At 66.6% G+C, this 12,700-nt stretch carries 9 protein-coding genes and 2 tRNA genes; all 11 read left to right on the top strand.

Annotated features, from left to right (window positions below):
- The first annotated feature begins 342 nt into the window (after positions 1-342).
- Complete coding sequence (locus RDU83_11615) at positions 343-1,476, top strand: extracellular solute-binding protein (protein MDQ7841654.1); 1,134 nt, start codon at positions 343-345, stop codon at positions 1,474-1,476.
- Positions 1,477-1,552: 76 nt separating this feature from the next.
- A tRNA-Lys gene (locus RDU83_11610) sits at positions 1,553-1,628 on the top strand.
- Between the two features lie 25 nt (positions 1,629-1,653).
- Positions 1,654-1,740 (top strand) — tRNA-Leu (locus tag RDU83_11605).
- A gap of 33 nt (positions 1,741-1,773) precedes the next feature.
- Complete coding sequence (gene tig, locus RDU83_11600) at positions 1,774-3,042, top strand: trigger factor (GenBank protein MDQ7841653.1); 1,269 nt, start codon at positions 1,774-1,776, stop codon at positions 3,040-3,042.
- Positions 3,039-3,641, top strand: a complete 603-nt coding sequence (gene clpP / locus RDU83_11595; GenBank protein ID MDQ7841652.1) for an ATP-dependent Clp endopeptidase proteolytic subunit ClpP — start codon at positions 3,039-3,041, stop codon at positions 3,639-3,641. The genes tig and clpP overlap by 4 nt, the downstream gene beginning before the upstream one ends.
- The gene (gene clpX, locus RDU83_11590; protein MDQ7841651.1) at positions 3,641-4,894 is read left to right on the top strand and encodes an ATP-dependent Clp protease ATP-binding subunit ClpX; all 1,254 of its coding nucleotides are present in this window, start codon (positions 3,641-3,643) and stop codon (positions 4,892-4,894) included. The genes clpP and clpX overlap by 1 nt, the downstream gene beginning before the upstream one ends.
- Positions 4,895-4,983: 89 nt before the next feature.
- Positions 4,984-7,431: an endopeptidase La gene (gene lon / locus RDU83_11585; protein MDQ7841650.1), complete on the top strand. Its 2,448-nt coding sequence runs from the start codon at positions 4,984-4,986 to the stop codon at positions 7,429-7,431.
- A gap of 209 nt (positions 7,432-7,640) precedes the next feature.
- The gene (locus RDU83_11580) at positions 7,641-10,313 is read left to right on the top strand and encodes a valine--tRNA ligase (protein ID MDQ7841649.1); all 2,673 of its coding nucleotides are present in this window, start codon (positions 7,641-7,643) and stop codon (positions 10,311-10,313) included.
- 14 nt (positions 10,314-10,327) lie between these two features.
- Positions 10,328-10,945, top strand: coding sequence for an SPOR domain-containing protein (locus tag RDU83_11575; GenBank protein MDQ7841648.1), 618 nt, complete (start codon positions 10,328-10,330; stop codon positions 10,943-10,945).
- Positions 10,946-10,974: 29 nt separating this feature from the next.
- Positions 10,975-11,748 (top strand): enoyl-CoA hydratase-related protein, encoded by a 774-nt coding sequence (locus RDU83_11570; protein ID MDQ7841647.1) that lies wholly within the window; start codon positions 10,975-10,977, stop codon positions 11,746-11,748.
- A 35-nt stretch (positions 11,749-11,783) separates the two neighbouring features.
- Complete coding sequence (locus RDU83_11565) at positions 11,784-12,527, top strand: enoyl-CoA hydratase-related protein (protein ID MDQ7841646.1); 744 nt, start codon at positions 11,784-11,786, stop codon at positions 12,525-12,527.
- The last annotated feature ends 173 nt before the right edge of the window (positions 12,528-12,700 follow it).

The following is a 12,700-nucleotide window of genomic DNA, read 5'->3' as shown; positions in this document are numbered from 1 at the left end:
GTCGAACACCAACATCATAGGCCAAGGGAAGTGCTACCCTGGGCTTGACAGTCTCCGCCGCTGCCGGGTAGTTGCCAGGCATCCCGGCAGGTCGTATGCTGGTTGTGTAACACCGAAGGCTCGCAGCCTTCTGGGGCAGGGTGAGGTGCCGCTTGCGGCGCCGATTCCCGATCGGCGGTGACAGCCCGTGAGCCCGTAAGGGCGTGGCCCGGTGGAATTCCGGGGTCGACGGTACAGTCCGTATGAGGTGGAGGCTGCGGGAGTCTGGCGCGTTCGACAGGCCCCAGGGACGCCCGGTAGTATCGGGCGTCCTTCGCTTTGCGCCACAAGGGAGCGGAAACGATGCCGCAAGGGTTCGGTTTCTTAATCTTGGCCGCCGCCGTGCTGCTCGGCCTGGCCGCAGGGCCGGGATTGGCTCAGGCCCTGATAGAGGATCGCCTCGTCATTCTCACACCTATTCCCCGCGAGGTGGCCGATGCCACCGCGGAACGGTTTGCCGAGTTCACGCGGCGCAGGTTCGGGAGTCCACTACGGCCCATAATCGTCTCGCAGGGATCCCCGGTCGCCTATGCGCGCATCATAGAGTGGAGGGGCCGGCCCGAAGCCGATCTGCTCTGGGCGGGCGAGGCCGAACTGCTCGATGATCTGGCCGAGCGCCGGTTGCTGGTTCCGCACGAGGTGCCCGATGCCGTGCTCCGGGAGATTCCAGGGCGGATCGGCGAACCCCGCGCGATCCCGCTTCGGGACGATCGCGGGGTGTGGGTGGGTACGGCGCTGACCGCGGCCGGCATCGTCCACCACCCAAGGGTCGTGCGCCGCGCAGGAGCCGATCCGCCGGTAGGGTGGGACGACCTGCTCGACTGCCGCTTGAAGGGGCAGATCGTCCAGACCACCCCTGACCGCTCGGGCTCGCATCACGCATCGCTCGAGGTGATCCTCCAGCTTCGCGGATGGCAGAAGGGCTGGGAATGGGCCCAGCGGGTCGGGGCCAACACCGGGCTCTTCGTAACGCGCAGCCGGGACGTGCCCACCTTCGTGGCCCGTGGCGAGTTCGGGGTGGGGTTCGGCGTGCTCAGCTACATGGCGTTTCAGGAGGTGCTGGCAGGACACGATCTGCGGTTCTCAAGCCCTCCCTACGCCTGGATCTCGCCGGCGCCTACTGCCGTGATCGCCGGCGCGCGCTCCCCACGCGCCGCTCGGGCATTTCTACAGTATCTGCTGACGGACGAGGGGCAGCGCGGGCTGGTGAGCCACGGGCTGTTCCCGATCCTGCCCAAGTTCCGGATGGAGGGTCCGCGCGGCTCCGCCGCGGAACAGGCCGCGCTCTTCAGCGGTATGCGGTCGTTCTTCGATCGCCCGGTCAAGACAATCTATGATGACGAGATGGCGCAGCGCCGCTATGGCGAGGTCAACGATGTCTACCGCAAGCTGATCACGGAGCGCCACCCGGATCTGACCCGGCTGCACTGCCCGTAGGCCGGTCCGCGGTTGGGGTGGTCGGTTGGCCTGGACAGCGCAGGCCACTCAGATATAATGTATCAGGTACGGTCGTGGGCCGTTAGCTCAACTGGCAGAGCAGCTGACTCTTAATCAGCAGGTTCGGGGTTCGACTCCCCGACGGCCCCCCACGGTCGAAGCTGATCCGAACCCTCCGCGGGCGTAGCCGAATTGGCATAGGCGCCAGACTTAGGATCTGGTCGGCGTGAGCCGGTGGGGGTTCGAGTCCCTCCGCCCGCACCAATCGAACTCCGCGTACAGGCCAGGAGGTTTGTGATGAAGGTAGAGTGGAGGCGGGAGCCGCCCAGCCGCGCCGTGCTCGAGGTGGAGGTCCCGGCCGAGGATGTGGCCGGGGCGGTGCGCACCGCAACGGCTCGGCTTTCGCAGCGAGTAGGGGTGCCCGGGTTCCGCAGGGGCAAAACGCCGCGTGCGATGCTGGAAAGGTTCATAGGCCGTGACGAGCTCTACGGCGAGGCGCTGGAGATCATTGTGGCCTCTGCCTACCCCAAGGCGGTGGCGGAGGTCGGGGTTGTGCCGGTCGGCAGACCGGAGTTCGATCTCCCCCGCCTGGAGGAAGAGCGCTCTCTGCGGTTCACCGCCAGCGTGGACATCCTTCCAGAGGTGGAGCTCGGCACCTACGACGAGGTGAGGGTTCCCTATGAGCCCTCAAACCTGAGCGAGGCAGAGGTTGACGCCGCCATCGAGGATCTCCGCCGCCGCCGCGGGCGCCTCGTCTCCGCTCCTGGAGCGCAGGCCGCCGCAGGCGACTTCGTCTTGATCCGGCCCACGGCCGTCGAGGGAACCGATCGGTTCCATGCCGGCCGCGAGGTCTTGGTAGAAATGGGAGCCGGCGTCTTCCCTCGCGAGATCGAGGATGCCCTTTCCGGAGCCTCTGCCGGCGAGGAGCGGTCCGCGGCCATTGGCGAGGACGGGCGCCTTGTCGCTACGGTGGCGGACGTGAAGCGGCGTGAACTCCCCGACCTCGATGAAGCCTTCGCGCGGGCCGTGGGAGACGTCGCCACCGTGGACGAACTGCGCGACCGGATTCGCGACCGCCTTGCGGCCGCCTCTGCAACGCAGGCCAGGGAAGCCCACGAGGAGCAGGTGCTGACCGAAGTGCTGCAGCGCGCCACCGTCGAGTTGCCGGCCAGTCTGGTGGAACGCGAGATCGAGCATCTCCTGGCCGATCTTCAGGAGTCGCTGCAGAGGCGCGGGTACACCCTAGACCGCTACCTCCAAACCGCGGGAAAGGATCTGGCCGGCCTACGTGAAGAGCTGCGTCTGCGGGCTGAACGCCGGCTGAAGGCCCGCCACGTTTTGGATGAGATCACGCGCCGCGAAGGCGTTGAGCCAACGCAGGAGGAGATAGCGGCCGAGGAGGAGAAGGTGGCGGCCGAGTTGCAGCAGGACCTCGCGCGGGCCAGGGAATGGCTGGCCACCGAGGGGCGGCGCGAGACGATGCTGGCGATGTTGAGGCGCCGCAAGACCATCTCCACTCTGGTGGACCGCGCGAGGGGCCGGGAGGAAGGACGGGAGCCCGCATGACGCTGATCCCAATGGTTGTCGAGCAGACCCCGCGTGGCGAGCGCGCGTACGACATATACTCGCGTCTGCTCAAGGAGCGCATCATCTTCCTGGGCGGCGGCATTGACGACGATGTGGCCAACCTGGTGATCGCTCAGCTTCTATACCTGGAGGGCGAAGACCCCGACAAGGACATCATGCTCTACGTCAACAGCCCGGGTGGCGACCTGATCGCCTCGCTGGCGATATACGACACGATGCAGTACGTCCGGCCGGACATCGCCACGATCTGCGCGGGGCTGGCAGCCAGCGGCGGGGCCCTCGTCCTAGCCGGCGGCGCCAAGGGCAAGCGGTCTTCGCTCCCGTACTCGCGCATCATGATCCACCAGCCCTGGGGCGGGGCGCAGGGCATGACCTCGGACATAGACATCCAGGCCAGGGAGTTCCTGAAGATGCGCTCGCTGATGAACGAGATCCTGTCCCGCCACACGGGGCAGCCGATGGAGCGGATTGAGCGGGACACCGATCGGAACTTCTGGATGAGCGCCGGGGATGCCAAGGAGTACGGTATTATTGACGACGTCATTCTCCCGCGCGAGCGGACCAAGACCAAGAGCTGATGAACCCGTCCAAGATGTCATGCTCGTTCTGCGCGAAGCCCCAGGATCAGGTACGCAGGCTCGTGGCCGGGCCCGGGGTGTACATCTGCGACGAGTGCATCGAGCTCTGCAACGAGATCGTGGAGGAAGAGCCGACCGGCGTGGATCGGCGGTCCCAGCTCCGTCCCACCCCTAAACCCCGGGAGATTCGCGAAACCCTGAACCAGTACGTCGTCGGCCAGGATCACGCCAAGAAGGCCCTATCGGTTGCGGTCTACAACCACTACAAGCGCATCGGCAGCCGCCGTCCCTCAGAGGTGGAGCTGCAGAAGTCGAACATCTTGCTGATAGGCCCCACCGGCTGCGGCAAGACGCTGCTCGCCCAGACCCTGGCTAGGATCCTGGACGTTCCGTCCGCGATCGCCGACGCGACCTCGCTGACCGAGGCCGGGTACGTTGGCGAGGACGTTGAGAACATTCTGCTGCGCCTGATCCAGGCCGCCGACGGCGACATCAAGAAGGCCGAACGAGGAATAATCTACATTGACGAGGTGGACAAGATCGCGCGGAAGAGCGAGAACCCCTCGATCACGCGCGACGTGTCCGGAGAGGGCGTACAGCAGGCCCTGCTCAAGATCCTCGAGGGCACCACGGCCAACGTCCCGCCCCAGGGAGGCAGGAAGCACCCGCACCAGGAGTTCCTTCAAATAGACACCAGCAACATCCTGTTCATCTGCGGTGGGGCCTTTGAGAACCTGGAACGCATCATCGAGACCCGCATACGGCAGACCAGCATGGGGTTCGGCGCTCAGATCGAGCCCCGCAGCAAGGAGCACCTGGCCGAGGTCCTGAAGCGGACCATGCCCCAGGATCTGCTGCGGTACGGGTTGATCCCCGAGTTCATCGGGCGGCTGCCGGTAATCGTGCCACTGGACCCCCTCGACGAATCCGATCTAGTGGCGGTACTGGTGGAGCCCAAGAACTCGCTGGTGCGCCAGTACCAGCGCATCTTCGAGATGGACGGCGTGGAGCTGGTCTTCACCGATGAAGCGCTGCGGGCCATCGCCCGCGAGACAATGGCCCGGAACACCGGGGCCAGGGGCCTCCGGACGGTAATCGAGGAGACCATGCTCGACATCATGTACGAGATCCCCTCTCGGGGGGACGTCCGCCGCTGCCTCGTTACCGAAGAGGCTGTTCTGCGGCAACAGGGCCCACTACTGCTTACCGCCTCCGACCTGAAGGCGCAGGTGATGGAGAAACCGGCGTCGTAGGCCGCCAGGGGACAGGGCCGGCCGTCGCGCGGGAACATTGCTGCGCAGTCGTTCGTTCCAACAGGTAAGGAACGCACAAGGAGGTCCGTGTGTCTATCTCTGAGAACCAAGCAGCCATTCCGGATCGCCTGCCTCTTCTGCCGCTAAAGGGGACGGTTGTCTTCCCCCACCAGGTGCAGGGGTTGGGCGTGGGCCGCAGTAAGTCCCTACGCGCCATTGAGATCGCCCTGGAGCGGGACCGCCTGATGGTTCTGGCCGCCCAGCGCGACGACGACATAGAGGATCCGCACCCAGGGGACATCTACGCAACCGGAACCATATGCCGCGTGCTCCAGGTGGGCAAGCAACCCGACGGGGTGCTCCAGGTTGTCGTCGAGGGCATCGTCCGCGCCACCGTGACCGCCTTCCACCAGGAAGACCCGCACTTCGAGGTCGCGGTTGAGCAGCGGCCCGACAGCGCCGAGAAGACCATGGAGATGGAGGCCCTGATGCGCGGGCTCCTCTCCCAACTCGAGCGGTTTGCACGCCTCTCCCGGTCCATCCCGCCTGACCAGCTTGTCGCGGCAGCGCAGGTGGAGGAGCCCGGGCGCCTGGCCGACCTGGTCGCTCAGCACGTCTCGTTGAAGCTCGAGGAGCGTCAGGAGCTCCTGGAAACCGAGCCCAAGATCCGCCTGGAGCGGCTCAGCACCATCCTCAGCCGTGAGATCGGCGTTCTCGAACTGGAGCGCAAGATCCAGGGTCGTGTCCGCAAGCAGATGGAGAAGTCGCAGCGCGAGTACTTCCTAAAGGAACAGATCAAGGCCATCCAGCAGGAGTTGGGCGAGACCGACGAGCGGCAGACCGAGGTGTCCGAGTACAGGAAGAAGATCGAGGCCGCCGGCCTGCCCGAACACGCCAAGGCCAAGGCAGTTGAGGAGCTGGGCCGGCTGGAGAAGATGCCGCCCATGGTCGCGGAGGCCGTGGTTGTGCGGACCTACCTCGACTGGATCCTGGCGGTCCCGTGGACCGCGCGGACCGAGGATCGGCTCGACATTGACGATGCGCGCAAGATCCTGGACGAGGACCACTACGGACTGGAGAAGGCCAAGGACCGCGTGATCGAGTACCTGGCCGTCCGCAAGCTCTCGCCGGAGTCACGGGGCCCCATTCTCTGCTTCGTGGGGCCGCCGGGCGTCGGCAAGACCTCGGTTGGCAAGTCCATCGCGCGGGCACTGGGCCGCAAGTTCGTGCGGATTTCGCTGGGCGGCGTGCGCGACGAGGCCGAGATCCGCGGTCACCGCCGCACCTACGTCGGCGCCCTGCCGGGCCGCGTCGTCCAGGGGATGAAGACCGCCGGAAGCCGCAACCCCGTGTTCATGCTCGACGAGATTGACAAGCTGGGCATGGACTTCCGGGGCGATCCATCGGCCGCGCTGCTCGAGGCGCTTGACCCCGAGCAGAACCATGCCTTCAGCGATCACTACATGGAGATCGCCCTCGACCTGAGCGAGGTCATGTTCATCACCACCGCCAACATCCTGGAGACGATTCCGCCGGCGCTTCGGGATCGCATGGAGGTCATCCGGTTTACCGGCTACATCGAGGAAGAGAAGGTCAAGATCGCCGAGCAGTTCTTGATTCCGAAGCAGCGCAAGGCCAGCGGGTTGACCCCGGGACAGATCACCTTCACCACCGAAGCCCTGAGGATTGTGGCGCGCGAGTACACGCGCGAGGCCGGGGTACGCAATCTGGAGCGCGAGCTCAGCAGCATTTGCCGCAAGGTAGCCACCGGGGTGGCGCGCGGGACCACGACCGGGGAGCGGGTCACGCGCGCGAACATGCATAAGTACCTGGGCCCTCCCAAGTTCCGGTTCGGGGCGGCCGAGAAGGAAGATGAGGTAGGGGTGGCCACCGGCCTTGTCTATACCGAGATGGGCGGCGACGTCGTTGCGGTCGAGGCCACGCTGATGCGCGGGGAGGGCAAGCTGTCGCTAACCGGACAGCTGGGCGACGTGATGAAGGAGTCGGCCCAGGCGGCGCTCTCCTACGTGCGGTCGCGGGCCAAACGGTACGGCGCGGACGAGGAGTTCTACCAGCGCACCGACGTACACATCCACGTGCCTGCCGGCGCTGTGCCCAAGGACGGCCCGTCGGCGGGAATCACGATGGCAACGGCCCTGGCGTCGGCCGTCTCAGGCCGGCCGGTGCGGCGCGACGTGGCCATGACGGGCGAGATCACCCTGCGTGGCCGGATCCTGGCGATCGGCGGGCTCAAGGAGAAGGTCCTGGCGGCCCACCGCGCCGGGCTACGGACGGTCATTCTTCCCAAGGAGAACGAGAAGGACCTTCAAGATATCCCGGCCAACGTGCGCAAGCAGGTGCGGCTCGTGCTGGTAGAGCACATGGACGCGGTGCTCAACGAGGCCCTGCTGCCGCAGCGCGGGCAGGAGGTGCCGTCCCCAGCGCCGGTGGTGGCGCCGCCAGCACCCTATGTCCCACCAATGCCGCCTGTGCCGGTCAAGCCCGAACGCCGGCCGCCTGAGCCGCAGGTGAGCTAGACCGGCCGCAGGGCGGGTGGTACTATCAGGGCACGTTCGCGCGAAGACGGGGAGTAGTAGATCGGCGCCGCCCAGAGCGAGGAAGGCCCATAGGGTGCGAGGCCTTCCGGAATCGGGCCGGTCGAACGTCACCCCTGAGCCGCGGCCCTAACCGCGGAGCGCCGCTTCGCCCTTGGCGAGCGGCGTTGCTGTTTCCTGGAGGGATGGAGATGGGGAAGGAAGCACGGGCAGTCCCGTATGACCCGATGGTCGTGGAGCCACGGCGGTACCAGGAGTGGCTGGATCAGGGCTGCTTCCGCGCCCCGGTGGATCCCACCCGGCGGCCGTTTGCGATCATGATGCCGCTCCCCAATATCACGGGAACGCTGCACATGGGACACGCCCTCAATCACGCCGTGCAGGATCTGCTCACCCGCTGGCGCCGCATGCAGGGGTACAACGCCATGTGGCTGCCCGGTACCGACCACGCCAGCATAGGCACGCACGTGGTCATGGAACGGGAGCTGGCAAAACAGGGGAAGACCCGCTTCGACCTAGGCCGCGAGCGGTTCCTGGAGTTCGCCTGGCAGTGGAAGGAGAAGTACGGCGAACTGATCTACGGCCAGATCCGGCGGATGGGGTCTGGCTGCGACTGGGACCGCGTCACCTTCACTCTGGATCCCGGGTACTGCAACGCGGTCATCGAGTGCTTCCTGCGGCTGCACGCCAGGGGCTACATCTACTACGGCAAGCGCATGATCAACTGGTGCCCGAAGGACTTGACCAGCGTGTCCGACCTCGAGGTGAACTACCAGAGCGTGGCGAGTTCCCTGTGGTACGTCCGGTATCGTGGGACAGATGGGGGAGAGGGGATCACGATTGCCACGCAGCGCCCCGAAACGATCCTCGCGGACGTGGCTGTGGCCGTGCACCCCGACGACTCCCGGTACCGCAGCCAGGTGGGCCGCGAGGTCCTGGTGCCCATCGTCAACCGCCGGGTACCCGTAATCGCCGACACCCGGGTGGACCCTGCGTTCGGCACCGGCGCGCTCAAGATCACCCCGGGCCACGACCCGCTCGACAACGAAATCGGCGTCCAGCACGGCCTGCCGGTGCTGGTGATCCTGGATGAGGCCGGCCGGATGACCGCCGAGACCGGACCTTATGCGGGCATGGACCGGTTCGCCGCCAGGGAGGCCGTGGCCCGAGACCTGGAGGCGTCCGGGTTGATCGAGCGGCAGGAGCCCTACACAACCAACGTGGGGGCGTGCGGACGCTGCGGCACGGTGCTCGAACCCTACATCACCGACCAGTGGTTCTGCCGCATGGACGAGCTCGCCAGGCCCGCGATCGAGGCGGTACGCCAGGGCAGGGTGCGGTTTCATCCGGAGCGGTGGGCCAAAGTCTACCTGGACTGGATGGAAAACATCCACGACTGGAACATCAGCCGGCGGCTTTGGTGGGGACACCGCATCCCGGTCTACCACTGCGCGAACGGCCATCCGACCGCCGCGCACGAGGCCCCCGAGCGCTGCCCCGAGTGCAACAGCACCGACCTAAGCCAGGAGGAGCAGGTTCTGGACACCTGGTTCTCGTCCGCGCTCTGGCCGTTTGCCACGCTGGGCTGGCCGGAGCAGACCGCCGATTTGAAGTACTTCTACCCGACCAGCGTGCTGGCGACCGGACGGGACATCATCTTCCTCTGGGTGGCCAGGATGATCATGTTCGGGCTTGAGTTCATGGGCGACGTCCCGTTCACCGACGTCTACATCAACCCCATGGTGCAGAACCTGGAAGGGCGGCGCATGAGCAAGTCCCTCGGCACCGGGCTGGACCCCCTCGACTACGTGGAGCAGGGCTACGGTGCCGATGCGCTGCGCTACGCGCTCATCCTGCGCTGCTCGCAGGGCCAGCAGGACCTGCGCTTCGGCGAGAAGATGCTCGAGGACATCCGGAACTTCAACAACAAGATATGGAACGCCGCGCGGTTCGTCCAGATGCACCTGGGCGGGTTCCAGCCCGCCGTGGGCGCCGCAGCGGGCTCGCTTGGTCCCATTGATAGGTGGATACTGAGCCGCTACGCCCGGCTTGTCGTCGAGACCACGGAGATGTTGGAGGCCTATGGCTTTGACAAGGCGGCTCGGCGGCTGTACGAGTTCGTCTGGTCAGAGTACTGCGACTGGTACCTCGAGCTGGTGAAGGTGGACCTCTACCGGGAGGATCTGGCCCCGGCGCGCCGGCAGGCCATCCAGCACACGCTGTGGACCGTGCTGGAGGGTACCATGCGGCTGCTCCACCCCATCATGCCGCACATTACCGAGGAGATCTGGCAGGCGCTCCCACATGGGGGCGGCACCATCGTGGGGGCCCCATGGCCGGACGGCCGAGGTGTGTCGCAGGATGGAGCAGCTGAAGCCCAGATCGAGATCCTTATGGCTGTGGTACGGGCGGTACGGTCGCTTCGGGCCGATCTGGGTCTGGCATCGGCCGCGGCCGTTGCTCCGGAGCTCCATGCCGGCGAGGGGGAGCGGTCGTTCCTCGAGGCGCACCGCGAGTACCTGTCCTGGCTGATGCGGGCTCCGGGCCTAACGATCGCCGGGGAAGGGGGCGTGAGTCCTGCCCTGGGCGCAGTGGGCACCGTGGCAGGCGGGGTGAGGATCACGCTGGAGGTCGCCGAGACCGACCGGCCCAAGGCGCGTCTTCGCCTGCAGGCGGACCTCGCGTCGGTGCGGGCGGATCTCGACCGCATCACGCGCAAGATGGCCGATGCTTCGTTCGTGGCCAGGGCGCCGGCCGAGGTGGTGGAGGAGGAGCGGCGGCGCGAACGGGAGATTCGCGGTCGCCAACAGGCCCTCGAAGGATACGTAAGGGATCTGGGCCCGGAGGAGTTCGGCGGATCCTGACGAAAGATCCGTCTGTGCGAACCAACACCTTCCTGATCGGCCTGGTGATCGTCGTCCTCTTCGTCGGCTCGCTGATTGTCGGCTACTTCGTGGGGGAGAGGTACATCAACCCGCGGTCTGGGGCACCTGGGACCGAGCGGGCAGCCCCGGCTACGCCGCCGGCAGCACCTCTGCCAGAGCCTGCTCCGCCGCCGGCTCCGCCATCTGCGCCTGGTCTTCCGCCCCCGCCTACCGTGCCGCCTGCGCCAGCCGCACCGCCTAGGCAGCCCGACCTCGCCACCCCGAGCCCTGCGGCACCGACGCCGTCGGCCACCCCGCAAGCCGATGAGACACCACCGCCCGCATCCGGCCCGGCCACACCGAGGCCAGAGGCATCTCCGGCGCGCCCAGCTACAGGGGCAGAGACGACGCCTGCCGCGACCCTATACCGGGTCCAGGCCGGCGCATTCGCCGTCCGCGAGAACGCTGAGGCACGCGCCGAGGCGCTGCGCGCATCTGGATTCAGTCCTTACATCGTCCGGGAGGGCGGCATTTTCAAGGTCAGGGTGGGGGCGTTCCGCGACCGGACCTTGGCCGAGCAACTGGCCGAACGGCTCCGCGCAGCAGGATACGACGTAGCGATCATCCGCTAGCACCTTCACATAACGCAGGAGGCAGGACGATGGCCTACAGCAACATCCTCGTGGAGCAGCACGATGCCGTGACGGTAATCACACTGAACCGCCCCAAGGTGCTCAACGCGCTCAACCGGGCGACGATGGATGAGCTGGCCGCGGCGCTGGGCGCCATTGAGACCGACGACGCGGTGCGATGCGTGGTGCTGACCGGAAGCGAGCGGGCGTTTGCCGCCGGCGCCGACGTGAACGAGTTCGCGTCGGCCACGCCGGCTGAGATGCTGACCGGCTATCGGTTCGAGCAGTGGGAGCGGATTCGCAAGTTCAGCAAACCGATCATCGCGGCGGTGCGTGGCTTCGCCCTGGGCGGTGGTTGCGAGTTGGCGATGGCCTGCGACATGATCGTCGCGGGCGAAGGGGCCCGGTTCGGCCAGCCCGAGATCAACATCGGGATCATACCAGGCGCCGGCGGCACGCAGCGTCTTACGCGCGCCGCCGGAAAGGCACGGGCGATGGAACTGATACTGACCGGCCGCCCGTTCTCCGCGGCCGAGGCCCAGGCCATCGGCCTGGTCACCCGCGTCGTGCCCGATGAGGCGGTCCTGGACGAAGCGAAGGCCCTAGCCGGCCAGATCGCCTCGAAGCCGCCGGTGGCGATTCGCATGGCCAAGGAGGCGATCCTCAAGGCGTTCGATGCCACGCTCGAGGGCGGGCTCGACTACGAACGCAAGGCGTTCTACCTGCTGTTCGCCACAGAGGACAGGACCGAGGGCATCCGGGCATTTCTGGAGAAGCGGGCGCCGGACTGGAAGGGCCGCTGACCTACCATACCCTCATCGCGTTGCTGGACGGCGGCGTGCTCACGGTGACGCTGAACCGGCCGGAGTTGCTGAACGCGGTCAACGAGCAAATGGCCGCAGAGCTGAACGACGCCGTCGGGTTCGCCGGGCGGGCGGGTGAGGTGAGGTGCGTTGTCCTGACCGGGGAGGGGAGGGGGTTCTGCTCCGGGCAGGACCTCCGCGATCGCGCCGGAACCACTGGGATCTCCTATGGCGAACTCCTCCGGGCGCGTCTCAACCCAATCGTCCTCGGCCTGCGGGCATTGGAGAAACCGGTTATCGCCGCGGTCAACGGCGTCGCAGCCGGCGCCGGGTGCAGCTTGGCACTGGCCGCAGACCTACGGATCGCCTCGGACCGTGCATCATTCGCCCTGAGCTTCTCCCGGATCGGCCTGATCCCCGACGGGGGAGCCACATTCCTCCTACCGCGCCTGGTCGGGATAGCCCGCTCCTTTGAGATCGCGTTCAGCGGCGAGCCCGTCCCGGCCGCGGAGGCGCTGCGGCTGGGCCTCGTGAACCGGGTGGTCCCACATGACGATCTGCCCGCGTCGGTATCCCAACTGGCGCGGCGGCTGGCCACGGGTCCAACACGCGCCTTTGGGCTTACAAAACGCGCCGTCAATGCCGGCCTCAGCGGTTCACTTGAGGCCGCGCTCGAATTCGAAGCGCACCTGCAGGAGATCGCCGGCCAAACCGCCGACCACGGCGAGGGCCTCGCGGCATTTCTGGAGAAGCGCCATCCGCGGTTCGAGGGACGGTAAGGAAGAAACCCCAAGCGAGTGAGTGGGGATAGGGGGAGGTTGCTGCGTTCGTCACCCCCCTTCCGCCGGATTCCCTTACTTAACATAAGAGACATTATGCGAAGCAACCCTGGCGCCCCCTAAGACCGAACGCATGTTTGCATCGGTCGTGGAGTCTGCTATCCTAGTCCCAC

Source organism: bacterium (genome assembly GCA_031082185.1).
In the GTDB taxonomy this organism is placed as follows: domain Bacteria; phylum Sysuimicrobiota; class Sysuimicrobiia; order Sysuimicrobiales; family Humicultoraceae; genus VGFA01.
Note: the sequence above shows the minus strand (reverse complement) of the source record. Positions and strands in the feature narration are given on the sequence as shown.

Bases quoted from the DNA above. Each gene is read 5' to 3' on its own strand.
- RDU83_11615 (MDQ7841654.1), top strand. From the start codon at position 343: ATGCCGCAAGGGTTCGGTTTCTTAATCTTGGCCGCCGCCGTGCTGCTC.
- tig (MDQ7841653.1), top strand. From the start codon at position 1,774: ATGAAGGTAGAGTGGAGGCGGGAGCCGCCCAGCCGCGCCGTGCTCGAG.
- clpP (MDQ7841652.1), top strand. From the start codon at position 3,039: ATGACGCTGATCCCAATGGTTGTCGAGCAGACCCCGCGTGGCGAGCGC.
- clpX (MDQ7841651.1), top strand. From the start codon at position 3,641: ATGAACCCGTCCAAGATGTCATGCTCGTTCTGCGCGAAGCCCCAGGAT.
- RDU83_11580 (MDQ7841649.1), top strand. From the start codon at position 7,641: ATGGGGAAGGAAGCACGGGCAGTCCCGTATGACCCGATGGTCGTGGAG.
- RDU83_11570 (MDQ7841647.1), top strand. From the start codon at position 10,975: ATGGCCTACAGCAACATCCTCGTGGAGCAGCACGATGCCGTGACGGTA.